Consider the following 25,316-nt stretch of genomic DNA (forward strand, 5'->3'; position numbering starts at 1 on the left):
AAAGGCAGCTAATACTTCTAGTTCGCGTAATGACAACATTTTGAAAATAACGCTTAAAAGCTTTTTATTCTACCGGCCGACTAAACGTTCCGCGAGTCTTTTGGTAGATATGAACTTCAAATGTAGCTTTTTTTACACATACAAAGCGAGTCGATAAACACAGCATCCATCAGCTCATTAGCCGCTAATGCCAGCCTAATAAAAATTACTGTATACACATCTACTTAAATATCAGCCTATAATGAGAAAAAGATGTATTACAACCCCAATCAAAATACAATGTACTGCTTTTAAACAACGAGAATCGATACAAACAAAAAATGAGGATAATGCAACATATTAGGGCTACCATGATAAAATTATTGGAAAAATCACGGATTTTGTGATTAATGTCAAGATAATGTGATGATTATGCCAAGAAATCAGATAAAAAATCAATACTTAATTCTTGATAAGTAATTTTTCTAAGACATCAGATGCAATCGGTTCTGCAAAAAATAACCCTGGAAGTAGTCGCACCCAAGTTGATTTAGAAGCCTAAATTATTGTTCATTCTCAACACCTTCCGCGATCACATTGATTCCTAACTCCGAAGATGGATTAATAGTAGCTTTAACTATTGCTCAATTAGGCACTGAGTCAGGCAACCCCACTAAAAAAGATCGATCAATTTTGATGGTCGAAACAGGAAAAAATCTCAACATAGAGAGTGACGAAAAGCCTGCTCCAAAATCATCAAGACATAATATACACCTATCGATTTTAGATGCTCAAATAAATCTATAGCCGCAGCAAAATCTTTCAAAAAGGAGGTTTCATTTAGCTCAATCAGGAAGTATCGACTGGAAAAATTATAAGCTTTGCACCAATTTGCAATTTGTTCTGCATGAGAGAATTGAGTATTTTTAGAAAAATCTGCCTGTGACGGTGAGAAATTAAAAGAAAGCTTCGGCAATTGATAGGAATCCGTACGCCACTCAAGCAATTGAGCAAGAGCAGTTTCAAAGCTCCAAGAATAGATATCGTTTATCTTATTACTAGTTTCAGCGAGTGGTATGAAAATCTCGGGTGGAACATACTTTCCATCCTTCTTTCTCTGCCATCGCACAAAAACCTTACATCATTTCATGCAATGAATTATAAATCGACTGATATACAAGAGAAAATTCTTGTTTTTGAATTGCAAAATCTAAATCAGCGACTAAGTCAATTTCACATCAAATTTAGATATTTTAGTAAGTAATGGTCGCGAAAAGTTGTGTGAGCCAGCAAAAACACGATCATTGATTGCATGGCTCTTGTTTGAAAGCAGTAAAAGCTCTTCTTGACAAAAAATATCGTACAAAAGTTCAGATTGACTCTTCCACGAAAAAACAGTCGAAGCATTTATTCCTGTCGCAGAAAATTTAGCGCTAATTCGAGTTTTTAATTTTTCTAATATATCAGGACAAGCAGGACTTAGTCCAACAAACAATTCATCACTAGCCTTGTATACTTTGTCAGTTTTCCTCGCAGCTGAAAACAGTACATAAACAGCTACTCCAATAAGTCTTCCCCCTTTTCTTGGCCCAATTGATTATTAAGCAATTTAAGATTATTCAAATCAATTACTGCTACGCAATATTCTGAACAACTCGTGAATGAGCTGGTGTCCCCCGCGCCTAATAACAACTTATTCCACATATTGAAATTTTAAATTATGTGGTTCATTATAGGAAATTCACGCAAACATTAAACATCTATATGAACAAAATAAACTGAATTGTCTATCGACGTATTTGAAATATGATTTTTATCGTTAGTTTTTACAACCAATAAGACGACACAAGCACGAAAGCGTGGTCGTCTTTCCGGAGCCGTTGGCTCCGAGAAAACCCACCATCTCTACGGGAGCAATCGCGAACGACACATTCCGAACCGCAGACACATCACGCTGCCTACGGCGCAGAAAGTGCCGCATGGTGCCAGCAAGGCCCGGCTGCTTATCAGCAACGCGGTACGTCTTGCTCAGCCTTTCGACCGTGATCAGTGGAGAGTCCAGCGGTCAACAGCAGAGCTCTTGAAAGGCTAGGGATCCGAACAGCGCAGACGACTCAGCTGAGATCCCCCAGACGCCTGCGTGCCAGATCAGCCTGTGCCTCAGCCTCGGCCAGGTTGGCTCTGCACTCCGCCACCACTGCTGCCGGTGCCTTGTCAGCGAAATTGGGATTGGCCAACCGACCGGCCAGCCCCTTGATCTCCTTCTCGGCCTTGGCGATGTCTTTCTCGAGCCTTGATCTGAGCGCATCGAGATCCACCAGGCCTTCGATCGGAAGCAGCACCTGAAGCTCACCGCTGACGCCCGCCAGCGCCTTGGCCACCGGTTGTGCATCCGCCTCAGACGGCGTCATCACCTGAACCGTTTCGGCTTTGATGAGTGCCGTGATGTCGCCCATCCCCTGCTGCAGCACATCCACAAGATCGCCGCGGCCACTCACAAAACGGACCGGAACGGTCTGGGATGGTTTCAGACCGGCCACCGCCCGCAGATTGCGCACCACACGAATCGCAGCGATCAACTCGGCAAACGAAGCCTCGAGATCGTCATCAAGGGCTGCCTCATCAACGGCCGGCCAGGTCTGCAGGGCCAAGAACGTTGTCTCTGACTCAGAGGTAATGCTGTGCCAGAGCTCCTCGGTGAGATGGGGCATCAGCGGATTCAACATCAGATGCATCTGACTGATCACCTTGGCCAGCACCTGCTTGGCCACCCGCTGATCAGCAAGGACCTCCGCTGAGGGATTTTCACCGGGATTCAGCCGGCGCTTGCTCAGTTCCAGATACCAGTCACAGACGTCGTTCCAGGCGAACTCATACAACCCTTTGGCCGCTTCACCCAAGGCATAGCTGCCGTAACGCGCGGCGGTTTCCCGGTTCACCCGGGCCAGGCGCGAGAGGATCCAGCGATCCGCCAGCTGCAACGACGCTGGATCGGCATCGCCCAGCTGGGCAGGAGTCTCGCCATCGAGATTCATCAGCGCAAAACGGGTGGCGTTCCAGAGCTTGTTGGCGAAGTTGCGTGAAGCTTCAACGGTCGCGGAGGTGTCCTTCTTGCGGTCGTAATCCAGGCGGATGTCCTGACCCGCACCAGCCACCTCCCGCACCAGGGCGAAACGCAGGGCGTCGGTGCCGTAACGGTCGATCAGCAGCAGCGGATCGATGCCGTTGCCGGCGCTCTTGCTCATCTTGCGGTTTTGCTCATCCCGCACCAGGCCGTGGATGTAGACGTCCTTGAACGGCATCTCGCCGGTGAAGGCGCCGGCCATCATCGTCATCCGGGCCACCCAGAAAAAGATGATGTCGAAGCCCGTCACCAGGGTGCTGGTGGGGTACCAGCGCTGCAGATCCGCACTGTTGGCATCGGGCCAGTCCAGAGTGGAGAACGGCCAGAGGCCGCTTGAGAACCAGGTGTCGAGCACGTCTTCGTCCTGCTCGATCTCCACCGCCGCGCCGTAGTGAGCCTTGGCCTTTTCCAGGGCTTCGGCTTCGTTGCGTGCCACCACATAAGGCGTGGTGTCGGTGTACTTGCCGCCGGTTTCACTGATCACGAACCAGGCGGGGATCCGATGGCCCCACCACAACTGGCGGCTGATGCACCAGTCGCGGATGTCCGTGAGCCAGTCGCGATACACCTTTTCCCAGCGCTCGGGAATGAAGCGTGGATCCTGCTTCTCCAGCGCTTCACGACAACGAGCTGCCAACGGCTCGGTCTTCACTTCCCAGCGCTCGGGAATGAAGCGTGGATCCTGCTTCTCCAGCGCTTCACGACAACGAGCTGCCAACGGCTCGGTCTTCACGAACCACTGGGTGGAGAGCAGAGGTTCCACGGGCACCTTGCCGCGATCCGAATAGGGAACGCTGTGGCGATAGTCCTCCACCTTCACCAGCAGACCGAGGTCTTCAAGACCCGCCACCACCTTTTTGCGCGCCTCGAAGCGATCCAGCCCCTCAAACTCACCGGCCTGCTTGTTCATCGTGCCGTTCTTGCGCATCACCGTGATCTGGGGCAGACCGTGACGCTGGCCGATGGCGAAATCATTGGGATCGTGGGCCGGCGTCACCTTGACGCAGCCGGTGCCGAAGTCTTTCTCCACGTGGTCATCGGCCACGATCGGAATCTCCCGCCCCACAAAGGGCAGATTGAGCGTCTGGCCCACCAGATGGGCATAGCGGTCATCGCTGGGATTCACCGCCACGGCCGTGTCGCCGAGCATCGTTTCCGGGCGGGTGGTGGCCACCTCCAGATAGCCCTCGCCACTGCTGAGCGGATAGCGGAAATGCCAGAGCTGACCATCCACCTCCTTCATCTCCACCTCCAGATCACTCACCGCCGAACCGGAGGCAGGACACCAATTCACCAGGTATTCGCCCCGGTAGATCAGCCCCTGTTCGTGCAGGCGCACGAAGGCTTCCTTCACTGCTTCACTGAGGCCTTCATCCAGGGTGAAGCGCTGACGACGCCAATCCACCGAGTAGCCGAGTCTGCGCAGCTGATCAACGATGCGCCCGCCGCTTTCAGCCTTCCACTGCCAGGCCCGCTCCAGAAACGCCTCACGGCCGAGATCGTGGCGGGTCTTGCCCTCCTGCTTGAGTTGCTTCTCCAGGATGGTCTGCACAGCAATCGAGGCATGGTCAGTGCCTGGGAGGCAGAGCACGTTTTTTCCCGCCAGGCGCTGGTAACGCACGATCGTGTCGATCAGGGCCGTGTTGAAGGCGTGACCCATGTGCAGGCTGCCGGTCACATTCGGAGGGGGGATCACTACCGAAAACGGTTCTCCAGGCGCCTTGGGGTCGGGATGAAAAGCACCCTGATCCTCCCAGGCCTGCTGCCAGCGGGCCTCGGTTCCTACGGGGTCATAGGTCTTGGGGAGCTCCGGCACGGGACGCGCTCAACGACAGCGATCCATGCTCGCAAAACAGCTGCCCTAACAACACTGAGTCTGCGACATCAACCATTCGGTCCAAGGGGAATCCTGATGGCAGTTGAAAAATCATGGCAAGACAGGCACGAATTTGAAGATCAGAATGGATCCAACATTTCTCTCTTGATCGTGCTTGCTCGGCTGGCAGCCAGCGTTTTGCTCCCCGTCCTGCTGCTGAGCGTCAGCGGGTGCAGTCGCCTCGGCAATGAGCTGCCGGTGATGCTCTATCTGGCGATGGTGATCGACCAGGACAGCACGATCGACACCGCAACCCATAGCGACTTCCGCCAGCGGATTGAGTTCATCATCAGCGATTTCCGCAAGATCAAACCCAATGTGGAAGTGCAGGTCGCGCTTTACAACCGCGCCAATCTCAACCAGGAACTCCAGCGCCGCAATGAGTCTGATCTTGGGCCCGATCTGGTAGTCACGGACGCACCTCAGGCTAATCAGTTACTCAGCGAAGGACTCACAGCTGAGCTTCCTGTCAAGTCATTTAATCGTTATCAAACTGATCGAGCCCTGTGGGAAAGGGTGAAGCTTAAAGATGGGCGCATCACGGCCCAGCCGATGGTCATCTACCCGCAGATCGCATGCTTCAACCGCGAAATCGTTCAGAACCCTCCCAACACATTGCAGGAACTGCTCCAACAGGGCGCATCCGGAACACGAGTCGGATTGGCAGTGAAATTCTCGGAACTGCTGTGGACAGCAGGAAGCCTGGGAGCTCTGCAGGAACTGGCCCAGGCCAGCAAGAACCAGAACCTGACTGCAGAAGAGACCGAGACGCTGATGGCATGGCTGGCCTGGTTGCAGAGGGCCAGTGCCCAGCAGAACATCACCTTTTTCCAGGACCAGGGGCAACTTGAAAACCTGCTCAAAGATGGGGAACTCGACTGGGTGAGCTGCAACTCCAACAGCCTGATGAGACTCAGAAAAAAGATGGGTGACAACCTCGGGGTTTCGCCGCTTCCCGGAGGTCCTGCTGGAACTGCAAGCCCCATGAATGCCGTGAGAGTGTTGGCACTCGGAGCGAATTCAAGTCCGAGGCAGCGGGCGATGGCCGTGAGCCTGGCCCAGTTCATTACCAACCCGATGGTCCAAAGGAATCTTTCGCTGCGCTCCCTCGCATTCCTGCCTGTCAATCCCGCCGTTGCCGTGCCGGTGCGCAGTTCACGCACGCTGGCAACCCTTGTGCAGTCCAGAGCGGATTCGATGCTGCATGACTCAGCTCTGGCCGGGCTGGCTCATCAGCGCAACATCGATCGCGATGGGTCGCAAGTTCTGGTTCAACTGGTATTTGGAGCATCAAACCCGCGTTCCAGCCAGGAATCCCTGGTCAAAGCCCTCGAGGGGGGAGCATGAGCCTGCTGCTCTGGGAAATCCTCGGCTGGCTGGGTTATCTGCAGCGAAGCGCTGTGGTCGCCCAAGTGCTGCTGATACTCGGATTGAGCGTGGGGTGGCCTCTGATCAGCTCACAACAGTTGATTCGCGGCCTCCACCCAGCGCTGCGATTGCTGGTGGCGCCCGTCGCCATGTTGTTGATTGCCTGGCTGATCGAACTGGCAGGCGGAAAGACTGGACTTGTTAGCTATTCAGGCCTCTGCTGGCTGGGCTGGAATCTGATCAACCTCCTGAACCGGCTGCTGCTGCTGTTCATACCTGCCCCCGTCATTCATGAACTCGAAAGTCGTTTACTGAGACCGTTGTTTCTGGTTCTGGTGGGCCTGAACCTGATCAGCAAGTTTGATAACCCCGCTGATCTCGGTGTGATCAAGCTGGGCAACCTCTTCGGCGAAACCCTCACAGTCAACAATCTGTTCATAGCCATGATGGTGAGCTATCTGCTGCTGGTGGGCACCAAACTTCCAGCAGCAGGAGTGGCCTGGTTCCTGCAGAAATTGCTGAGATGCAGTGACAGCAGCCGCAAGGCTTTAGAGCTGATCATCCGTTATGTAGTAATTGGCATCGGCATCACGGCCGTGGGATTCCACATCGGCTTGAACTCCACGGCTCTGGTGGCCATCGCGGGTGGACTGTCCGTAGGCCTCGGCTTCGGAATCAAGGAGGTGTTCTCCAACTTCATCAGCGGGATCTGGCTGCTGTTTGAAGGGTCAGTGCGTCCGGGGGAGATCCTGATGGTGGATGGAGATCCTTGTGAAGTACGCAAGCTGGGCCTGCGCGCCACCCTGCTCTGGCGAGATCGTGACAACGCGGAACTTCTGATTCCCAACCAGATGTTTTTCACCGCGCAGGCCACCAGTTACACAGCCACAGACAGAATGCGACGCAGTGAGGTCCGGGTTGGCGCTGCTTATCGCCATGATCCCCAGGTCGTATTGAAGCTGCTTGAGCAGACTGCACTGAGCGTTCCAAGAGTGCTGAAGAATCCGGCGCCAAAGGCGCTTCAGGTGCAATACGGAGACTCTGCAATCGAGTACGCGGTGCGCTATTGGATCTCTGACCCAATGAGCAACATCGGCATTGTGAGCGAGGTGAATCAGGCGATCTGGACAGCATTCAAACGCGAAGGAATCGAAATTCCTTTCCCCCAACAGGTCAACACCGTGCGTGAGATCCCGCCGCTCAGGAGCGCAGGCGTCGGAGATAACCCTCCTGTGTCCCTGCATTGATCCAGCCGGTGGCGATGGTTTTGCTGTGGTGCTGCGTCACCCTCCCGCGGTGAATGTGACTGGGACCAGCGGGAAAAATCACCAGTTTTCCCCGCACCGCCTCCTCGTGATGCTGTTGCCAGTGAAACTCGGTGCCGGCCTCAGCCACCGTGTCGCAGTAAAGGATCCAGGCCAGGACGCGATGAACAGGTTCCGTAGCCTCATCGCCTATGGTCCAGTCGCAGTGCCACCGGCGAAACCCCTCACCGGGCGCGTAGCGCTGCAGATTGAAGATCGGTAACACGAAGAGCGCCTGGTCCGGGCACACCTCGCGGAACAGAGGGCGTTCCTGCAGGTAGCGATCCAAACCCGCGGTCACGCCACGGACAATCACCTCCGAGAGGGCACAGGACTCAGGATCCTCCCGATCGATGGCCACCAGACTGATATCAGTGCTTACTTTCGCTGGTTGCCGATCTTCGGCATGTCCAAAGGCGATGCCAGGCCGGTGAAGGTCGGTGCGACGATCAAAGAACGCCATCACACCATCAGCGACGGCTTCATAGCCGGCATTGGCGAAGCGACCGATCAGGCTCATGTCGTTCTTCTCAGGCATCAGCCCTCCCAGGGAATCGCCACCACAGCCTCCAGCTGTTGCCAGCGACTCCTGTCGGCGACAACCCGACCATTCAGTCCCACCCGGTCCAGGGCTGCCGAGACCCGATCCCGGTTGAGCACGGCGGGGTCCTGAGGAGCCTGCGACAACAGCAGGACCTGCTGTTCTGCCGGATCCGCCAGAACCTGAAGTTCCAGATCCGCCAGTTCCCGTTCAAAGAATGTTCGCCGCAGCCGTGAGGTGAATCGTTCCCCCAGGGCAGCCGCGAAATGCTCAAGGCTGTCCCGGTCTCCGGACAGGCCGCAATTAAGCGAAAGCCAGATCATCAGCTTCGCCCAGCTGTCAACAGTCCAGAGCGGCTGAAAACTCTCACGGTTCTGACGAATCAGCTCTTGCAGCGCGAAGTCCACAAGCGTGCCCTGGAGCTGTTCTGGATCCGGACGACTCATGCTGACCCTCACTTGAAGACATCCTCTCTCCCGGAGGTCAGACTGGTGTTGCGCGTCTACGCCTGACCATGACCCTGGATCTCAATGATCCCGAACTCGAATTCTCGGATCTGGTTTATGCCTATCAGAGCTGGGTGATGGCCATCATCAACGACGAAAAGCTTGAGTCCGAGGACGTCCTCCTCACTGACGAGATCGCTGAAGACGCTCTCAATGCCATGCGCTTCCTGCCCGGAGAAGTGACAAGCGCCATTGAAACGTCGTTGGCACGCGTTTATGACGTAGATGCCGACGAACTCGCTGGCCTGCTCTTCCCCGAAGACTGAGCGAACCCGCGAAACTGATCGAGAGCTGCAATCGCCGCATGGGCTGGACCATCGACGACATCCCTGACCTGCATGGACGGATCGCTCTCGTGACAGGAGCCAACAGCGGCCTGGGTTTCGAGACCACGCGTGCCTTGCTCCGGTCGGGAGCAACTGTGCTGATGGCATGTCGCAGCCGTCGCAAGGGAGAGGCGGCCCGCTCGGAACTGCTCAAGGTGGGGGCTTCAGGCGTCGATCTGCTCGAGCTGGATCTGGCTGACCTCGACAATGTCGAGAGCTGCTGCAAAGACATTCAGTCGCGCTACGAGCGATTGGATCTGCTGATCAACAACGCGGGGCTGATGGCGCCTCCACGGCTGCTGAGCCAACAGGGACACGAAATGCAGTTCGCGGTGAATCATCTCGGCCACTTCGCATTGACCCAGGCCCTGCTGCCTCTGATGGAGGGCCGGGAACAGGCTCGGATTGTCACCGTCACCTCAGGAGCGCAATATTTTGGCGCGATCGCCTGGGATGATCTCAGTGGTGAGAAGCGCTACGACCGCTGGAAGGCCTACAGCCAGAGCAAGTTGGCCAATGTGATGTTTGCGCTTGAGTTGAATCATCGCCTCGAGCAGTCAGGAAGCACCGTGCGATCGCTGGCGGCCCATCCAGGCCTGGCGCGAACCAATCTTCAACCACTCTCGGTGGCGTCCAGTGGCGCCTGGCAGGAAGCCCTTGCCTACCGATTGATGGATCCCATGTTCCAGAGCGCAGCCCAGGGAGCACTGCCACAGCTGCTGGCGGCGACCTCCCCATCTGCCAAAGGCGGGGAGCACTACGGCCCCAGTAAATTCGGAGGTATGCGTGGTGCTCCCAAACGACAGCCCGTGGCTCGCGCGGCTCGCAGCCAGGAACAGAGGTCCCGTCTTTGGGCGATCAGTTCAGAACTGATCCAAGCCAGGCGCGCAGCAGTCTGAGGTCAGATTTCACCATGGAGCAGCAGGGAATCACAGGGACGCAACGGCAGCAACTGCTGCTGGATGAGCTGAAGAAAAGCGAGTCTGAAATGACCGGCCAGCAGCTGCATCGCTGCCTTGAGGGGCAACCTGGGGCCATGGGGCTTGCGACGGTGTATCGCAATCTGCGAAAACTTCATCAACGTGGCAAGGTGCGCTGCAGACATCTGCCGTCAGGTGAAGCTCTTTATGCACCGGTGGATCGTGATCAGCACCATCTCACCTGTGTGAGTTGCGGCACCACGCAGACCTTGCAGCATTGCCCCATTGATGAATTGAAGGTGACGGCTCCGGAAACAGACAACTTCAAGCTGATCTTCCACACGCTGGAATTTTTCGGACTCTGCAACATCTGCCGCACCAAGCGCTGAAATTCAAGGTCACTCAACCTGCAACGTCTTCATCAGGCGGTGACTCAGACTGCCGATCATGCCAAACCGCAATCGGATCACCAAAGAGCCTCCGGTCAAATCAGGAGGGGAAGGGTGGTTGGTCAACGGTGCACAACACTTGCTGGTGCAGTTCAAACCCGACACGCCATCAGCTCAGGAGCAGTGGGTCTCAGTGAGAACCTACGGGTGGAGACCACCACATCCCCCCGAGCCTCAGTCACGGCGTCGAATGCTCAGGGACAGCGCTGTCGAAGCTTGGGAAATGATGCTCAGGTCAGGCTGGCGGCGCTGCTCACCGCCGGTGCACTGAAGATTCGAAACGATGACTCTCCACAGAAACCGTGACTCTCCAGTGACTTTCCACAGCCGAAGGTCTTAGGGCCTAGCGAGGCGTTGGCCCAGGGGAAGACTCAACGCGAAGAAGCTCAGTATGCATTGGCTGTATGGATGTGGCGGCTTGGGAATCAGTCAGAAGCCAGACCACCACAGCCAGCACGCTGACCCCCACAAGAGCCCCAAAAGCTCGAAGCAGATGGTGTGTGATGTCGTCGGGATGCCGCCGGGAAGAGTTCGCTGCCATCAAGACTCCACGCATGATTCAGTTCTGGCCAACCCAGATCTCCTGGGAACGCAAAGACGCAATTGTTTCCTGAATTGCTGAAGGATTTGCAGGCCTGTCTGAACCAGGGCTAGAGCGAATGGAATCCATCCCGTCCTATGACAAGCAGCACTGAACATTCCGAATCCCTGCTTGAGGATGTCGTCGCAGAGGAAATTGGCCTGCAGATTGATCACATCGCTGAGTCACTGCAACGCGAAGGCTGGCCAATGCCGCTGGTGAAACGTTTCATGCACCGAGCGGTCGAAAACTTGCCCGGATAGATATCGCGGCTGTTCCCCGCACCTGAAAGCGCCTCAGCGATCGGTGAACTTGCCCGCAAGGAACCTGTCTGCAAAGGTCCTGAAACCGAACCTCGATGGTCGGCCGTCCCATCTTCCTGGTGCCATCGAGTGGGCATAGACCGTTCTGGTCCCACTCGGAGACACCCATGACAACTGCAACCCTCCTGGCTGATGAGCGTTACTGGCAGGATCTTGCCGCCGCACAGATGCGCCGTGAACGCCTGGCCAAAGCCGAACGCCTGAACGGACGTCTGGCCATGCTGGGCTTCGTTGCTCTGCTCGGCACAGAAGCCTTGCTGCACCAGGGACTGCTGATGGCGCTGGGTCTTTGATCCGATCGATCAGATGGCTGGCCAGATGCTTGCGAATGCCGACTTGCGATGGCTGGCCGAGACCCCATTCCCAGGGTTGAGTCATGAATGGTCATCACTCGCCAGCTGGACAGCAGTGAAATCTTCAGTTGAATACCGAAGACACGGATCCTCACCACGCGCCCCCTTGAGAAAGGGGCGTTTTTTGTTGGACCCGATCAGGCCTTGCTTGAGATGGGCAGCATGCTGAGTGCACCCACCAGTAAGGTCGGCTTCTTCAATAGAAGTGGTCATGCTGCAGAGCCTGTTTTCAGTCGTTCTTGCAGCTGTCATGTGGGTGCAGGTTCCTCAGTGGGAGGCCGATTGGTCGCAATGCTCTGTGGAAGTTCCAGACGTTGACTGCCACTGGTATGTCACCGCTCCAGACAACACCTTCGGCGAAGGATTCAGTTGGGGAAACGCTCCATGGTTCAGCCCTGAAGGACTGCTTGATGTTGCCGGGCTTAAAAACACCATGAACACGATTCAGCAGCCAGAACATGGCTTGGCTCCTGCCTAGGCCTCTCAAGATGAAAGCTGTCTTAGCGCTTCAGAACCGCGTTATTGGGTGGTGGCTCGGGATGGGCGATACGGGGATCGAACCTGTGACAATCTCCTTGTCAGGGAAAAAATTTCACAGTCAGCGACTGCGCTTTTCAAGCTATGGCTGGATTATTGGATGTAGAGGGCGCCCTAGGTATCCCCGAAAAAGGGTGAAAGTGGTCCCGTTTTAGGCGGCGGGACCACTTTGCTGATGAGCATCTGCTTCCCAGGCAGGTGCTCGCTTTTTTAAGAGAAAGCGAACAGCGTATTCCCGGCAACATGAGTAGATCTACTTAAGCGTTAATACTCATCGCAGTAGATTTTTTTAATCCCGTGTTCCTAGCGCTGGTCATGTTCATGGGTATTGGCGGCGTCCTTGGCGCTGTTGCTGTTCTGGATGGCGCTTCCTCGTAGCCCAATCGACTGCATCGACACCACCACTCAAAAACTGTTTGCAGCGCCGATGAGCCTCATCGTTCTCAGCTGCTGAATGGTGTTTGGCCTGCGGGGCCTGATGTTCACGCAGTCCAGACCAGCGGCCACGCTGCAGCACCTCTGATTCCGCTTCTGCCTTGGCTGACTTTCGCGGTCGCCTGGCCATCAGACCTTGTGCAGCAGCTCCACATCGACCTGAAAGCCGATGCGAGCTGGTGGCTTTTGAACGGGTCCGCTGCGTGGCAACTTCACGACAACCGTTCCGAGCCTTGGCCGTTTGGCAGTTCTTTGAATTCCGTCAGCTCACCGGAGCGACCATCAAAGCGATGGCCCCTGGAGCGGAGCATCACTCGGTCGCCAATGGCGAGGCCCAGGGCATCGGCTGCCTTGCGGTTGGCCTCCCGGTGCTGGTTTGTTCGTTCTGCGGATGCCTTGCTGCTGGCAATAGATCGCTGCACCTCCGGATCGTTTTCGATCAGCCAATTCCAAAGCTTCTGCGCCCTGAGGGTGCGCTGGATTTCGCTCAGCATCAGTACTGTCTCGCGCCAGATTTCATGGAGCCGATGCCGGCACCAAACACCCTCACCGCCAGGTATCGGGTGGCATCAGCGGCATGGTCCGGCCCCTCGAGGTCAGACAGGTCATTGCGGTGGACTGGGAGCAGAGGCACCGTCTGCCACCAGTAATGCAGCGTTCGGAGATGAACAGCCCCGGCTGACCCTGGCCGGCATGACGGAATAACTTGCTGAGCACCTGCCAGCCATCAGCCCGCCGGCCCTTGCTCGAGGCAGTCCAAGCCAGACCAGCTGCAGCCAGTTCAGCGGCAATCGAACCGTAACGGGATCCGGTGCGAGCTCCTGCTGCAGCATCAATGATTCGCCGGCCCAGTGGAATCTCCTCGGGCCTGAGATGCCAGGCCTCGCACATCCGCCGGATCTTTGCGGTGATCGTGCTGGTGTCATCGACACCGTTCGCCCGCTCCACATCGATCTGACCACTGAGGCCCTGCCGTGCGATGTGGACTTCATCGAGCAGCAGCAGTGAGCCGGATTCGAGCTTCAGCCCGTAATCCATGACGATGTCGCCGTTGAGTTGCACGGCCAGGCCGCACCACGTCGGTGATGCACCCCCACCCCAATCCATGGCCAGCCAGGCCTGAGAAGCGTTGACCTGCCCCCTGCGCTGACCGGTCCACGCATACCGCGACGGTGCTGCCCAATGACCATCCGGCACACGTATGCGGGCTGCATCGAGATTCGCGAAAAGCCTCCAGAGATCGCATCCCAGACGAACACACCATCTCCGGAATCAATGGCTGAGGTGACGACCGACGTCAAATGTTTCTGTGATCTTGCTCACAAACTCAAACGGGCAATCAAAAACCCCGCTTGTGGCGGGGCTAGTGAATCAGCAGTCGGGAGATCGATAGCGACTACTCAAAGCCCACTGCTTTTTCCTGTAAAAATCTTTATTGCTTTCAGCTAGCTCGCAATGGCTTTCGACTTCAACAATCCTTACTTATAGCTATTCTTAACCATTGTCTGATTAAAAGGACGGTCAGTGGAAGTACTCACATGGAATACTCCATCAACACAAGAAACCTCGAAGTGATTGTAACTGGGTATTTCGCACTCAAATCTATCTGTGTTCTGAGTATTTGTTTCGTTGAATGCCTCAAAAATGCTGTCACGATTGAAGAAGTTTTTAATTAGTTGGGTCAACATGATTCGTTCCCCCTTCGATATATTCACCGTCTCCGGAATCAATCGGATTGACATCGCCCGGATGGGTGAACGCGATGGCCTAAGGCTCCCCCGATCGGGGATCAGCCCTCGAGCTTGGCGGGCTCGGCCTCGCCCTCTCTCAGTTCCGCGTCGATGATCATCACGGCAGCAGGGTTGCCTGCAGCGAACTTGACGCGACCCAGCAGGTAAGCGGCCTTGTGCTCGGAGAGACGTTGATCATCAACGATGGGATCAAGGAACACCGTGGTGCGGCGGTCAACGTCCTCTTCAGCAGTTTTATAAAGCTGCAGCACCGATGCGGTGACATCAGCCTCCATGCGGAAGACAGTGGCAATGACATGCTCCACGTTCGTCCACTCCGTCCTGCATGGCTCAAGAGTGTCGAGCACAGGATGCTGTCCTCTGCTGATCAGATAGTCAGCAAATTTGGCGGCATGCTGCTCCTCTTGCTTGGCTTCATCACGGAGATGCTCGGCAAAGCCGGTCAGCTCACGCTCAGCAAACCAGACAGCAGCAGCGAAGTAATCAGCAGCTGACTGACGCTCGAGGTTGAGATGGGCTTCCATCAGGTCGAGCATTTCGGCTGACATGGGCTCAGCCATGGCACGGCCTGTGGGACCGGTGGGGACAGTGATGGGGGCTTGGATTTGTGAAGCTGTCATTGCTCTTCCTCTGGAAGGGATGAATCAGTTCTAGATCACAAAAAAGCGAAAGATATGCGTAAAAACCGAACATTAGTGGATCAGATATGCTCTTGAGAATTACATTCAAGAACTGCGAATATGTTGTTGAGAATCACAATCAGGAGTGCAAATCTGCTGCTGAGAATCACTTTCGATTGTGCATGAGTTGTTGAATGAAACTCGGCAGCGCTCAACCCCTGCCCTGCCCGGGCAGGGCAGCAGGACAGGACTTGTCGCACGACTAGTGATTAAGGCGAGGACTGGTCGCAGGACTAGTGCTCAAACTGCGGCGGCTTCGCCGGACCCACCCTTTCAACTGCTCCGCCGCTGAAACGCACCTAGGGTCCGCGCCCTGGGGCGACACAAAATGCCTGCTCAGCAGTCCACCACCCAGGCCAATGCACATCGCTGGGTGTGGTTCAAAGGAGGTCTCAATAAAGGTGCTCACTGGCGTGCTGACTGGTACGGCGCCCCGTCAGTGCTCGGTGGTATCCGGATCGATAAAGCTGATTACGTGCCCTGCCATGTCGCTGATTGGCGCGTCACCTTCCACAAACCGACAGACATGAACGCAGGCCCAGAGAGACCTGCTGTTGCTCAGTGGGGCCGGTTGGTGCCCGTCGAGCCAAAGTGACCCTGATGGACTTCAAACCTTTTAAGCACGGCTGATGAAAAGCACCCTCAAAGCCATCGGCAGTTCACTTGCTCAACTGGTTGATTTTTTTACTCCAGGTGTCCTGCTGACCGGAGTCATCGTCATTAGTGTTCTCGCTTTCAATCACTCCATCCAAGAGAACTCACCTGACAAGCGATTGATCGAACTTTGTTCAAAAGTTGAGGCTCTCGACGATCCGGAGCTCAAGGCCTCTTGCAAAGCAAGGGAATTCTGATGGTCCGGGTAGGGTTCACTTTTTTTCCAAAGCAGGCACAGCTGGGCATCGTCCCATTCGACTGAACCGTGGCCGCCATTGATCGCCTGGGCAGCCCTGCGTCGTGCCGCAACAAGCACGACGACTTGCCCGGGAGTGATCAGGGGTCCGGGCTAGCCGTCCTCATTGCTGGGACGACTTGGCACAAAAGTGGTCCCGGAGTGGTCCCGCCAAAAAAACCCGCCGTGTGGCGGGTGGTGTTTCGCCGAGATGCGTTGCGGTGACTGATGGGCGATACGGGGATCGAACCTGTGACAATCTCCTTGTAAGGGAGGTGCTCTACCGCTGAGCTAATCGCCCGAGATGCTGATTCTGCCTGATCGAGGCAGGCTGGAGCAGCTCATCACGAATTGCCGTGGCCTCAGGCCGAGACCATGACCGGGCCACACTCGCCTGCAGCCTTCCCATGGGTCTGCTGACGTCGTTATGGCTGGGTTGGTTCAATGCTGCCCTGACAACCCTGGCATTTGTAGTTGGGGGGCTCTGGCTGTCCCCTGATCTTGATGTGCGCTCGAACGCTCTCAGGCGCTGGGGGGCGCTGCGCTGGATCTGGTGGCCCTATCGACGGCTGCTACCGCATCGCTCCCTCTTCTCCCACGGCCCCTTGATCGGCATGGCATTGCGGTTGGTGTGGCTGGCGGCCCCGACGCTGCTGATCTGGAAAGCCGCTGCATCGCTGCTTGCACCTGCCTTCCCAACCCCTTCACAGGCATGGCCAGACCTGGTCTCGGCACTGAGGCATCATCCCCGGACCTTGATCGGCATCCTGGTTGGTCTGGAGGGCAGCGTATGGCTGCATCTGATCCTGGATGGGGATCCACTGCCAGCAGAGTGCCGGAAACCATGGCGCAGAAACCGACGCCGGTGAGAGGGTGGCCACAACCGTATGCAGTTTCCATGGCCCCAGGCTCAGAAGCGTCGCAACAGGGCCCCCTTGGCCGGCTGGAGGACCTGGTGGCGCAGTTGCGCGATCCTGCAGAAGGCTGCCCCTGGGACCTTGAACAGACCCACCAGTCGCTAATTCCCTATGTGCTTGAGGAAGCTCATGAAGTGGCCGACGCCATCCGTCATGGCGATGACAGACACTTGAAGGAGGAGCTCGGTGACCTGCTGCTGCAGGTGGTGCTGCATGCACGAATCGCCCAGGAAGACAACCGCTTCGATCTCAATTCCGTGGCATCCGGCATCAGCGAGAAACTGATCCGGCGCCATCCCCATGTCTTCGCTGACGTCGAAGTCCGCGACAGCGCAGCTGTTCGCATCAGCTGGGAGGCCATCAAGGCGCAGGAACGAGCAGAGGACACAAATGCCACTGCGTCGGCATCCCCCCTTAGTGATCAACTCGCCTGCAAGGTACGTGGACAGGCGGCGCTCGCCGGTGCGATGACCATCTCGAAAAAAGCTGCCCAGGCCGGCTTCGAATGGGAGGACATGGCCGGGGTCTGGGCCAAGGTGAAGGAGGAACTCGAAGAGCTCGAGGAAGCCATCGCATCAGGCGACCGAGCCCATGCACAGGAAGAGCTTGGAGATGTCTTATTCACCCTGGTGAATGTGGCCCGCTGGTGTGACATCAGCCCGGAGGAAGGGCTCGCAGGCACCAATCAACGCTTCCTGAACCGTTTTTCTCGGGTCGAAGCGGCACTGGGTGGTGATCTCAGGGGCCAGAGCATCGATGCGCTTGAGAGGCAGTGGCAGCAGGCCAAGCAGGCCATCCGATCAACTGAATCCAGATCGGAGGGCTGAATTCAGTCGTGAGCGGCGATCGTTCCTTCGGTTGTGCCCCAGAGATGACGCTTGACCTGGTCAGCCTCGCGAATCAACGCTCTGGCCTGCTCACGCGTAGTGCAGCTCCGTGCCCCTTCCTCAAGGCGTAACAGAGTGACAAGTTCGGCTGAAGGATGGCGGGCTTTTCCCTGATTCATCAGTCCCCCTCCAAGTTGTCTTAATTAATTGCACCTCAACCAGGACATTGCCCTGGGCAAACACCTAGTCATCCAGTGAAGGCCTGCCTTGTCGGCGGCGCTTGAGTTCACTGCGCCTGCCTTTGGCCTCAAGCCTCCGTTTGACGGCAGCACGGCCCGGACGTGTGGGTCTTCGCCTGGGCGGAGGAGGCTTGAGACCCTCTCTCAGCAAATCCGCCAGTCGAGCCAGCGCCCTCTGACGGTTTTGCCACTGGGAACGCTCCTCAGCCGCAACAATCCGCAGACAGTTCCCCTCGATGCGCGACGCCAACTGGTCACGCAAGCGAGCCTTGCGGAAAGGACCAAGGACCTTGGAATTCTCCAAGTCGAATCTCAACTCCACCCTTGAATCAGTGGTATTCACACCCTGCCCCCCCGGACCAGAGGACCTGGAGAAACGCCACTGCAGCTCCGCGGCTGGAATCACCAGACGGTCATTGATCGGCAGATCCTGAATCACGCTCCGCTTCCGAAGAGGACTGGGAGTGGTGCCAGCAGTCTGCGTCAGGCCCAGGCAAACCATGGGTCAACGCTGTTCTTAGCTGGAAGGAAGAATCTTTCTCAACCTTCATGACCAAGGCATCCCCGGCCACCGGCGGCTGGATCGATGAACACCATGAAGGGGTTCGTTATGGACTCGCCGGACAGGTGCTGCTGGATGAGCAAAGCAGCTTCCAACGCATCACCGTGATTGACAGCGAGCGCTACGGCAGAGGACTGCTGCTGGATGGGTGCTGGATGACCGCAGAACACCAGGAACGGCACTACCACGAAGCATTGGTGCATCCCGCTCTTTGCAGTGCCGCGACCATTGAACGCATTCTGGTGATTGGCGGGGGCGACGGCGGCACTGCCCGCGAATGCCTGCGCCATCCAGGCGTCCGTCATCTCGACATGGTGGAGATCGATGGCCGGGTGGTGGAGCTCAGCCAGCAGCATCTGGCCACGATTGGTGGAAGCTGCTGGCAGGACCCTCGCTTTCACCTCACGGTGGGTGATGGCATCGCCTGGACAGCGAACTGCACCGACGCCAGCTACGACGTCGTGATCGTGGACGGTTCCGATCCGGCAGGGCCGGCCGAAGGTCTGTTCAACCGCAGCTTCTTTGAGCACTGCCGCCGCATTCTCAAGCCGGGCGGCGTCTTTGCCACCCAGAGCGAGTCGCCCGAAGCGTTTCGTCAGGTCCACATTGACACCGTTCGGGTGCTGCGGGCTGTGTTCGGTCATGCCGATCCCCTTTACGGCTGGGTGCCGATGTATCCCAGCGGCTGGTGGAGCTGGACTTTCGCTGCGATGGACGAACCCCGTTACCGCAACGTCCTCCCGGAGCGGGCAGCCAGCATCGCCGCAGGCTGCGAGATCTGGAGCCCTCGATGGCAGTCCGGTGCCTTTGCAGCGATGCCTGCCTTCATGGAACGAGAGTTGTCGGCATGACCCTTCCCGACCATTCACTGTTTGATCGTGAGGGGGCGATCTACATGGGCGCCAGCCGGGATCCGAACGGCTGCAAAGTGGGTCTGTTCGGCGTGCCCTACGACGGCACGACATCCTTCAGACCTGGAACGCGGTTCGGACCGTCAGCGGTGCGGGAAGTGAGCACAGGCCTTGAGACCTACTGTCCCCAGCTCGACCAAGACCTTGAGGCCATGGCCTACGTCGACCTCGGAGCGGTCGAGATCCCATTCGGAGCCCCCGAACCAGTGATGGAGGCTGTACATCACGCCACGACCCAGGTCCTTGACCTTCAGCTCAAGCCGCTGATGCTGGGCGGCGAACATTCCATCAGCTCCGGAGCTGTCGCCGCTGTGGCCGAACGACATCCGGATCTGGCTCTCGTGCAGCTGGATGCCCATGCCGATCTCCGGGATGAATGGCTGGGATCGCGGCACAGCCACGCCTGCGCCATGCGGCGCTGCCTGGAGGTGCTTCCGAGTCGGGAGCTGCTGCAGATCGCCATTCGCAGCGGGACCAAGGAAGAGTTTTTGGAATTGCGCAGCAGCGAAAGACTGGTCCCCTTCGATCAGATGGTCTCCCGGCTACAGGGTCTGCGCGGCGAACCTCTTTATCTAACCGTTGACCTGGACTGGTTTGACCCAGCGGTGATGCCCGGCACAGGAACCCCGGAACCAGGCGGCTTTCTCTGGCAACACTTCGCTGAACTGGTGAACGAATTACGCCATCACCACCTGGTCGGAGCTGATGTTGTTGAACTCGCTCCTCAACTGGATCCGAGTGGCATCAGCAGCGTTCTGGCAGCCAAGGTGACCCGCAGCCTGCTGTTGCTGATGGCTCAATAAAAGTGTGCGGCGTCCAGACGCTGCTCCCGCAGTCGTCTGTGCTGACCACTGAGCAGGCTGAGCACGAGTGTGGGGTGCCCGTGAATCAGCTCCAGAAAACTGTTGCGATCGAGCCGGAGCACGTGAACTGGCGTGATCGCACGCGCTGTTCGGCTGTGATGGGCGTCATCCGCCGCAAGGTCTTCATAGAAGAAGACCTCTCCATCGCCGTAGCGGAGGCGGTCACGACCACCGGTCGTGAGCTCCACCAGTCCTCGCTCAATTGCGTAGAGAGCTGTCGCCGATTCACCCCGCTCAAACAGGATGCTGCCCGTAGGCAGCAGCAACTGATCAACATTGCGATGCTCAGCAATCAGCTGAACAGCGGTCGGCATTGATATTGATGTAGAGACCGACAACGGGAACTCAAACAATCGTAAGTCTCTTCATTCTTGCGACCGATTCAGAGGTTCTTGTAACTGAAACGACACACCCTGAATGGGTCACAGCACCTGGGCTGGTTCTTCAGATTGCCCTAAACCATCAACGGAAGATCCGAGGTCCAGCTGCCGGTCGCCTCCGACGAGAGGCTGCTCAGACGACACCAGGCCAGGGAGAACAGGAGCGCGCGCTGTCCAGTGATGGCACCAGATCACCCTTGCGAGCTCAACGTGCACCGTCAGATTCCGCAGCCTGCACCAGCGCCCACCCCCGCCGCCCTGAGCAGGAATGCAGTGTTGACAAGACTGGCAGGAGGACTTGGACAGTTGGCGTTCTGAACTATGGAGTTCAAGCTAAGGACGCTTTCCATTGCGGTCGATGCCGGAGCTGCAATCTGCGGCTTTGCTTCCACTTCCAACGCAAACCGGAACTGCATCCATAGGATCCGCTGTAACCGCCTGGTCTCCGTCATGGATCTGCAACGCACGCCGCTCCATGACCTTTGCCACGAGGCCAAGGGCCGCATGGTTCCCTTTGCCGGCTGGGAGATGGCAGTGCAGTTCTCGGGGCTGATCGCCGAACACAAAGCCGTGCGCGAAGCCGCGGGGATGTTCGACATCTCCCACATGGGCGTCCTTCGGATCGAAGGCAGCAATCCCAAGGATGCTCTGCAGACCCTGGTCCCAACAGACCTGCACCGGATCGGCCCAGGACAGGCCTGTTACACGGTGCTGCTCAACAACAACGGCGGCATCCGTGACGACCTGATTGTTTACGACCAGGGGGAGACTGCTTCCGGCGACGGCACTCTGCTGGTGGTGATCAATGCCGCCTGCGCCGACAGCGATACGGCCTGGCTGAAACAGCAGCTGGAACCGCGAGGTCTGCGTGTTGAGGACGAAAAGAAGGATGGCGTGCTGCTGGCTCTGCAGGGTCCGAAGGCCATTGCCATTCTCGAGAAGCTGAGCGGAGAACCTCTGCATGAGCTACCTCGCTTTGGCCATCGCCAATTGCGACTTCAAGGGCTGGGCAAAGAGGTGTTCTGCGCCCGGACCGGCTACACGGGAGAAGACGGTGCTGAACTCCTGCTGAACCAGACAGATGGACGCAAACTCTGGTCACGACTGCTGGAACTGGATGTGATGCCGTGCGGCCTAGGAGCACGCGACACCCTGCGTCTGGAGGCCGCCATGCACCTTTACGGCCAGGACATGACCGCCAGCACCAACCCATTCGAAACAGGCCTGGGTTGGCTGGTCCACCTCGAGATGCCGCAGGACTTCATTGGACGCAAGGCTCTGGAGCAGGTCGCTGCCGACGGGCCCTCACAGCGGTTGGTGGGATTGAAGCTGAAGGGCCGAGCCATTGCCAGGCATGACTATCCAGTGCTGCACAACGGTGAAAAGGTGGGGGTGGTCACCAGTGGCAGCTGGTCACCCACCCTGGAGGAGGCCATCGCCCTTGCCGTTGTGCCCAAGGAACTGGCCAAGATCGGCAGCGAACTTGGTGTGGAGATCCGCGGGCAGGTGCAACCGGCCACGGTGGTGAAGCGGCCCTTCTACAGGCGTGGATAAAGGGGCACGGGCTATGGGAAACTCGCCTGTCACCAGCTGAATTGATCCCATGCGCAGCAACGGTTGCGGCGACCTGCGCAAGCAGCACATTGATAAGCAGGTGCAGCTGTGCGGCTGGGTGGATCGACGCCGGGACCACGGCGGTGTGATTTTCATTGACCTGCGCGATCGCAGCGGCACAGTGCAGATCACCGTGGACCCCGATCTCGGTGCAGAGGCATTTGCTGTGGCCGAACATCTGCGCAGCGAAACCGTGCTGCAGGTTGAGGGGAAAGTGCGAGGTCGCCCAGCTGAATCCCTCAACGAGAAGCTGGCAACCGGCGCTGTGGAAGTGCTGGCCAGCAGCATCACCGTGCTTAACAGCGTGAAAGGGAACCTTCCCTTCCCCGTTTCCGTGCACGACGAGGAGAACACCCGCGAAGAGCTCCGACTGCGCCATCGCTATCTGGATCTGCGCCGCAAGCGCATGAACGACAACCTGCGGCTGCGGGCTCAGACCATCCAGGCCGCCCGTCGCTTCCTGGAGGACGAAGGCTTCATCGAGGTGGAAACCCCGGTGCTGACCCGCTCCACCCCGGAAGGAGCCCGCGATTATGTACTGCCCAGCCGGGTCTGCGGCGGCGACTGGTTCGCCCTGCCCCAGTCCCCCCAGCTGTTCAAGCAACTGCTGATGGTGGGGGGTATTGAGCGCTATTACCAGGTGGCCCGCTGTTTCCGCGACGAAGACCTGCGCGCCGACCGCCAACCGGAGTTCACCCAGCTGGACATCGAAATGAGCTTCATGGATCAGGAGCAGATCCTGGAGCTGAATGAATCGCTGATCTGCGCCATCTGGAAGGCGGTGAAAGGAATCGAGCTGCCCCGCCCCTTCCCGCGCATGACCTGGCATGACGCCATGGAGCGCTACGGCACCGACCGACCCGACACCCGTTACGGCATGGAGCTGGTGACCGTTTCGGACATCGTCAAGGAGATGGGGTTCAAGGTGTTCAGCGGTGCGGTGAAGTCCGGCGGCGCGGTGAAGGTGATTGCGGTGCCGGGCGGCAACGACGCTCTCTCCAATGTGCGGATCAAGCCCGGTGGCGATGTGTTCGGTGAGGCCCAGGCCGCTGGAGCGGGAGGTCTGGCCTTCATCCGCGTGCGCGAAGGGGGAGAGATCGACACGATCGGTGCGATCAAGGACAACCTCAGCGATGAGCAGAAGCAGGAGCTGCTCAGTCGCACCGGAGCCCAGCCAGGCACGCTGCTGCTGTTCGGTGCCGGTGACACCGCCACAGTCAACAAAGCCCTCGACCGGGTGCGTCAGTATCTGGCCAGGGAGCTGGACATGGTCCAAGCCGACCGAGACAACGACCAATGGAACTTCCTCTGGGTCGTGGACTTTCCGATGTTCGAGTTCAACAGCGATGAGAATCGTTTTGAGGCTCTGCATCACCCCTTCTGCGCTCCAAACGCAGAAGATCTGGGCAACGACCCATCGGAATGGGCCAAAACACTGCCGCAAGCCCGCGCTCAGGCTTATGACCTCGTGCTCAACGGACTTGAACTCGGTGGGGGCTCGCTGCGCATCCATGACTCGGCACTGCAGCGACAGGTGCTCCAGACCGTGGGTCTGCCCCTGGAGGAAGCCCAGGAACAGTTCGGCTTCCTGATGGACGCCCTTGATGTGGGGGCTCCTCCACACGGAGGCCTGGCCTTCGGCGTCGACCGGATGGTGATGTTGCTGGCCGGCGAGGAATCGATCCGTGACACAATCGCCTTCCCCAAGACCCAGCAGGCGCGTTGTCTGATGACCAACGCTCCAGGCGCTGTCGCCGGCAAGCAGCTTGAAGAGCTGCATGTGGCCAGCACCTGGGTGGAAGAGAGCGACGCGGCCGCGAACTAGAACCCGAACAGAAACCGGCGTTTCGGAGCACCGGACTCTCAGAGGATCAACCCTGGAGAAACAGTGAGCCATTCAGGGTTTCTTGGCCAAACACGCCCGATCGACGGGGCAAGCCCCGATCCGCTGGAGCGGTGGCAACGACCTGCTGCGCCTGTATCTGCAGGACATCGGTCGAGTCGACCTGCTCACCAGCGAGGAAGAAGTCACCCTCTCTCGTCAGGTCCAGGCGCGGGAGAAACTGCTGGTTCAGGAGCGGGACCTCAGCACACGCCATGCAGCAATCCGGATCCTGCTGGATCTGGAGGAGCTGCAGCTGCGCGAAGCCAATCAGGTGAGCCACTGGCCCACGCGTCAGGAATGGGCACGCGCGGCAGAGTTGCCCCTCGAGGAACTCAATCGTCAGCTGAATGAGGGGTACAGCCTCTGGGCCGAGGAAGTGGGTCTGGAAGCCAAGGAATTGCAGCGACGACTTCGGGAGGGACGCAGGGCCAGGGACAGGATGATCCAGGCCAACCTGCGCCTGGTGGTAGCGGTGGCCAAGAAGTATCAGCAGCGAGGCATGGAGCTGCTGGATCTCGTCCAGGAGGGCACGCTTGGCCTAGAACGGGCCGTGGAAAAATTTGACCCCACCAGAGGCTTCCGCTTCAGCACCTACGCCTACTGGTGGATCCGTCAGGGGATCACCAGGGCCATCGCCACTCAGAGCCGAACGATTCGTCTGCCGGTGCATGTCACCGAAAAACTGAATCGAATCAAACGCGCCCAGCAGGAGATCGCCACCGAAAAGGGACGCCTCGCATCGGTGAGTGACCTGGCCAGGGAACTGGGACTGAGTGAAGAAACAGTGCGCATGACGCTGATGCGGGTTCCTCGCTCGGTCTCACTGGAGACCAGGGTCGGCAAGGACCAGGACACCCAGCTGGGAGACCTGCTGGAAGACGGAAGTGCCACACCTGAACAGACCCTCACCCGTGATTCCCTCCACGACGACCTGGAACATCTGCTGGATGAACTCACGCCGCGCGAAGCGGAAGTGATCCGCAGCCGTTTCGGACTTGAGGATGATCACCCTCGCACTCTTGCGGAAATCGGAGAAGCGATGGCGCTGTCGCGAGAGAGAGTTCGTCAGATCGAGACGCGAGCTCTGCTCAAGCTGCGTCAACCGCAGCGGCGATCCAAGGTGAAGGATTACATCCTGGGCCTGGATTCCTGATTCGAACGACCGTTACCCCACCCT

General features: G+C 57.6%; 30 protein-coding genes, 1 tRNA gene and 2 pseudogenes. 18 read left to right on the top strand and 15 right to left on the bottom strand.

The genetic code is table 11. The features are described 5' to 3' along the window. Positions 1 to 623: 623 nt before the first annotated feature. From SIB73_RS11905 to SIB73_RS11915, 3 genes and pseudogenes are all read right to left on the bottom strand, one after another. Positions 624 to 1,108: pseudogene (locus tag SIB73_RS11905) on the bottom strand (EAL domain-containing protein). Between the two features lie 705 nt (positions 1,109 to 1,813). After that, positions 1,814 to 2,029: pseudogene (locus SIB73_RS11910) on the bottom strand (ATP-binding cassette domain-containing protein); the annotation flags it as partial. Between the two features lie 64 nt (positions 2,030 to 2,093). Further along, positions 2,094 to 4,919 carry a valine--tRNA ligase gene (locus SIB73_RS11915; RefSeq protein ID WP_413404850.1) on the bottom strand — a complete coding sequence of 942 codons (2,826 nt, stop codon included), beginning with the start codon at positions 4,917 to 4,919 and terminating at the stop codon, positions 2,094 to 2,096. Positions 4,920 to 5,090: 171 nt separating this feature from the next. On the opposite strand from SIB73_RS11915, the gene SIB73_RS11920 reads away from it, so the two are divergent. Both SIB73_RS11920 and SIB73_RS11925 read left to right on the top strand, forming a co-directional pair. Next, positions 5,091 to 6,326: an extracellular solute-binding protein gene (locus SIB73_RS11920; protein WP_413406219.1), complete on the top strand. Its 1,236-nt coding sequence runs from the start codon at positions 5,091 to 5,093 to the stop codon at positions 6,324 to 6,326. Further along, positions 6,323 to 7,594 (top strand): mechanosensitive ion channel family protein, encoded by a 1,272-nt coding sequence (locus SIB73_RS11925; protein WP_413404848.1) that lies wholly within the window; start codon positions 6,323 to 6,325, stop codon positions 7,592 to 7,594. Before SIB73_RS11920 ends, SIB73_RS11925 begins: the two co-directional genes overlap by 4 nt. Here the strand turns inward: SIB73_RS11925 and SIB73_RS11930 are convergent. Together SIB73_RS11930 and SIB73_RS11935 are read right to left on the bottom strand one after the other, a co-directional pair. Continuing rightward, complete coding sequence (locus tag SIB73_RS11930; RefSeq protein ID WP_413406217.1) at positions 7,548 to 8,171, bottom strand: 2OG-Fe(II) oxygenase; 624 nt, start codon at positions 8,169 to 8,171, stop codon at positions 7,548 to 7,550. The two genes, SIB73_RS11925 and SIB73_RS11930, sit on opposite strands and share 47 nt — an antisense overlap. Before the next feature lie 17 nt (positions 8,172 to 8,188). Beyond that, a complete protein-coding gene (locus tag SIB73_RS11935; RefSeq protein ID WP_413404846.1) occupies positions 8,189 to 8,638 on the bottom strand; it encodes a protein phosphatase in 450 nt (149 codons plus the stop codon). A gap of 68 nt (positions 8,639 to 8,706) precedes the next feature. Here SIB73_RS11935 and SIB73_RS11940 point away from each other — a divergent pair, with 68 nt between their 5' ends. The 4 genes from SIB73_RS11940 to SIB73_RS11955 are packed head-to-tail and all read left to right on the top strand — an operon-like array spanning position 8,707 to position 10,664. Further along, positions 8,707 to 8,964 carry a hypothetical protein gene (locus SIB73_RS11940; RefSeq protein ID WP_413404844.1) on the top strand — a complete coding sequence of 86 codons (258 nt, stop codon included), beginning with the start codon at positions 8,707 to 8,709 and terminating at the stop codon, positions 8,962 to 8,964. A gap of 38 nt (positions 8,965 to 9,002) precedes the next feature. Beyond that, positions 9,003 to 9,923 carry an oxidoreductase gene (locus SIB73_RS11945; protein ID WP_413404842.1) on the top strand — a complete coding sequence of 307 codons (921 nt, stop codon included), beginning with the start codon at positions 9,003 to 9,005 and terminating at the stop codon, positions 9,921 to 9,923. A 14-nt stretch (positions 9,924 to 9,937) separates the two neighbouring features. Further along, positions 9,938 to 10,333 carry a Fur family transcriptional regulator gene (locus tag SIB73_RS11950; RefSeq protein ID WP_413404840.1) on the top strand — a complete coding sequence of 132 codons (396 nt, stop codon included), beginning with the start codon at positions 9,938 to 9,940 and terminating at the stop codon, positions 10,331 to 10,333. A 58-nt stretch (positions 10,334 to 10,391) separates the two neighbouring features. Continuing rightward, entirely contained in the window at positions 10,392 to 10,664 is a 273-nt protein-coding gene (locus tag SIB73_RS11955) for a DUF1651 domain-containing protein (protein ID WP_413404838.1), read from the top strand. 72 nt (positions 10,665 to 10,736) lie between these two features. On the opposite strand, the gene SIB73_RS11960 is transcribed toward SIB73_RS11955, so the two are convergent. After that, the gene (locus SIB73_RS11960; protein WP_413404836.1) at positions 10,737 to 10,934 is read right to left on the bottom strand and encodes a hypothetical protein; all 198 of its coding nucleotides are present in this window, start codon (positions 10,932 to 10,934) and stop codon (positions 10,737 to 10,739) included. A gap of 137 nt (positions 10,935 to 11,071) precedes the next feature. Here SIB73_RS11960 and SIB73_RS11965 point away from each other — a divergent pair, with 137 nt between their 5' ends. The 3 genes from SIB73_RS11965 (at position 11,072) to SIB73_RS11975 (ending at position 12,127) form a co-directional block, all read left to right on the top strand. Next, positions 11,072 to 11,236, top strand: coding sequence for a hypothetical protein (locus SIB73_RS11965; protein WP_413404834.1), 165 nt, complete (start codon positions 11,072 to 11,074; stop codon positions 11,234 to 11,236). A 95-nt stretch (positions 11,237 to 11,331) separates the two neighbouring features. Next, positions 11,332 to 11,589, top strand: coding sequence for a chlorophyll a/b-binding protein (locus SIB73_RS11970; protein WP_413439612.1), 258 nt, complete (start codon positions 11,332 to 11,334; stop codon positions 11,587 to 11,589). Positions 11,590 to 11,860: 271 nt separating this feature from the next. Next, positions 11,861 to 12,127 (top strand): hypothetical protein, encoded by a 267-nt coding sequence (locus SIB73_RS11975; RefSeq protein WP_413404830.1) that lies wholly within the window; start codon positions 11,861 to 11,863, stop codon positions 12,125 to 12,127. A gap of 378 nt (positions 12,128 to 12,505) precedes the next feature. Here the strand turns inward: SIB73_RS11975 and SIB73_RS11980 are convergent, their stop codons facing one another. From SIB73_RS11980 to SIB73_RS11995, 4 genes are all read right to left on the bottom strand, one after another. Continuing rightward, positions 12,506 to 12,751: a hypothetical protein gene (locus SIB73_RS11980; protein ID WP_413404828.1), complete on the bottom strand. Its 246-nt coding sequence runs from the start codon at positions 12,749 to 12,751 to the stop codon at positions 12,506 to 12,508. A gap of 82 nt (positions 12,752 to 12,833) precedes the next feature. Beyond that, complete coding sequence (locus SIB73_RS11985; protein WP_413404827.1) at positions 12,834 to 13,115, bottom strand: hypothetical protein; 282 nt, start codon at positions 13,113 to 13,115, stop codon at positions 12,834 to 12,836. Between the two features lie 52 nt (positions 13,116 to 13,167). After that, positions 13,168 to 13,818 (bottom strand): hypothetical protein, encoded by a 651-nt coding sequence (locus tag SIB73_RS11990; RefSeq protein ID WP_413404825.1) that lies wholly within the window; start codon positions 13,816 to 13,818, stop codon positions 13,168 to 13,170. A gap of 592 nt (positions 13,819 to 14,410) precedes the next feature. Next, positions 14,411 to 14,992, bottom strand: a complete 582-nt coding sequence (locus tag SIB73_RS11995) for a ferritin (RefSeq protein WP_413403753.1) — start codon at positions 14,990 to 14,992, stop codon at positions 14,411 to 14,413. A gap of 388 nt (positions 14,993 to 15,380) precedes the next feature. On the opposite strand from SIB73_RS11995, the gene SIB73_RS12000 reads away from it, so the two are divergent. Continuing rightward, positions 15,381 to 15,647, top strand: coding sequence for a hypothetical protein (locus SIB73_RS12000; RefSeq protein WP_413404823.1), 267 nt, complete (start codon positions 15,381 to 15,383; stop codon positions 15,645 to 15,647). Between the two features lie 34 nt (positions 15,648 to 15,681). Next, positions 15,682 to 15,903: a hypothetical protein gene (locus SIB73_RS12005; protein ID WP_413404821.1), complete on the top strand. Its 222-nt coding sequence runs from the start codon at positions 15,682 to 15,684 to the stop codon at positions 15,901 to 15,903. A gap of 267 nt (positions 15,904 to 16,170) precedes the next feature. On the opposite strand, the gene SIB73_RS12010 is transcribed toward SIB73_RS12005, so the two are convergent. After that, positions 16,171 to 16,242: transfer RNA gene (locus SIB73_RS12010), tRNA-Val, on the bottom strand. Positions 16,243 to 16,297: 55 nt separating this feature from the next. On the opposite strand from SIB73_RS12010, the gene SIB73_RS12015 reads away from it, so the two are divergent. Both SIB73_RS12015 and mazG read left to right on the top strand, forming a co-directional pair. After that, complete coding sequence (locus SIB73_RS12015) at positions 16,298 to 16,810, top strand: metal-binding protein (protein ID WP_413404820.1); 513 nt, start codon at positions 16,298 to 16,300, stop codon at positions 16,808 to 16,810. 29 nt (positions 16,811 to 16,839) lie between these two features. Continuing rightward, positions 16,840 to 17,685: a nucleoside triphosphate pyrophosphohydrolase gene (gene mazG / locus SIB73_RS12020; protein WP_413404819.1), complete on the top strand. Its 846-nt coding sequence runs from the start codon at positions 16,840 to 16,842 to the stop codon at positions 17,683 to 17,685. A 2-nt stretch (positions 17,686 to 17,687) separates the two neighbouring features. Here mazG and SIB73_RS12025 read toward each other — a convergent pair whose 3' ends face one another. Both SIB73_RS12025 and arfB read right to left on the bottom strand, forming a co-directional pair. Continuing rightward, on the bottom strand, positions 17,688 to 17,864 hold the full coding sequence (locus SIB73_RS12025; RefSeq protein WP_413404817.1) for a hypothetical protein: 177 nt from the start codon (positions 17,862 to 17,864) through the stop codon (positions 17,688 to 17,690). Between the two features lie 64 nt (positions 17,865 to 17,928). Continuing rightward, entirely contained in the window at positions 17,929 to 18,363 is a 435-nt protein-coding gene (arfB, locus tag SIB73_RS12030) for an alternative ribosome rescue aminoacyl-tRNA hydrolase ArfB (protein WP_413406215.1), read from the bottom strand. A gap of 110 nt (positions 18,364 to 18,473) precedes the next feature. On the opposite strand from arfB, the gene speE reads away from it, so the two are divergent. Together speE and speB are read left to right on the top strand one after the other, a co-directional pair. Continuing rightward, positions 18,474 to 19,337 carry a polyamine aminopropyltransferase gene (gene speE, locus SIB73_RS12035; protein ID WP_413404815.1) on the top strand — a complete coding sequence of 288 codons (864 nt, stop codon included), beginning with the start codon at positions 18,474 to 18,476 and terminating at the stop codon, positions 19,335 to 19,337. Beyond that, positions 19,334 to 20,200, top strand: a complete 867-nt coding sequence (gene speB / locus SIB73_RS12040) for an agmatinase (protein WP_413404813.1) — start codon at positions 19,334 to 19,336, stop codon at positions 20,198 to 20,200. Before speE ends, speB begins: the two co-directional genes overlap by 4 nt. On the opposite strand, the gene SIB73_RS12045 is transcribed toward speB, so the two are convergent. Both SIB73_RS12045 and SIB73_RS12050 read right to left on the bottom strand, forming a co-directional pair. Next, positions 20,194 to 20,574: a cyclic nucleotide-binding domain-containing protein gene (locus SIB73_RS12045; protein ID WP_413404811.1), complete on the bottom strand. Its 381-nt coding sequence runs from the start codon at positions 20,572 to 20,574 to the stop codon at positions 20,194 to 20,196. The two genes, speB and SIB73_RS12045, sit on opposite strands and share 7 nt — an antisense overlap. 108 nt (positions 20,575 to 20,682) lie before the next feature. Beyond that, positions 20,683 to 20,856, bottom strand: a complete 174-nt coding sequence (locus SIB73_RS12050; RefSeq protein ID WP_413404809.1) for a hypothetical protein — start codon at positions 20,854 to 20,856, stop codon at positions 20,683 to 20,685. A 234-nt stretch (positions 20,857 to 21,090) separates the two neighbouring features. Here SIB73_RS12050 and gcvT point away from each other — a divergent pair, with 234 nt between their 5' ends. From gcvT to SIB73_RS12065, 3 genes are all read left to right on the top strand, one after another. Then, a complete protein-coding gene (gcvT, locus tag SIB73_RS12055; RefSeq protein WP_413404807.1) occupies positions 21,091 to 22,194 on the top strand; it encodes a glycine cleavage system aminomethyltransferase GcvT in 1,104 nt (367 codons plus the stop codon). A 49-nt stretch (positions 22,195 to 22,243) separates the two neighbouring features. Further along, positions 22,244 to 24,079, top strand: a complete 1,836-nt coding sequence (gene aspS / locus SIB73_RS12060; RefSeq protein ID WP_413404805.1) for an aspartate--tRNA ligase — start codon at positions 22,244 to 22,246, stop codon at positions 24,077 to 24,079. 82 nt (positions 24,080 to 24,161) lie between these two features. Next, entirely contained in the window at positions 24,162 to 25,292 is a 1,131-nt protein-coding gene (locus SIB73_RS12065; RefSeq protein ID WP_413404803.1) for an RNA polymerase sigma factor, RpoD/SigA family, read from the top strand. The last annotated feature ends 24 nt before the right edge of the window (positions 25,293 to 25,316 follow it).

Origin of the sequence: Synechococcus sp. MIT S9509 (genome assembly GCF_047303035.1) — a bacterium.
Taxonomy (GTDB): Bacteria; Cyanobacteriota; Cyanobacteriia; order PCC-6307; family Cyanobiaceae; genus Synechococcus_C.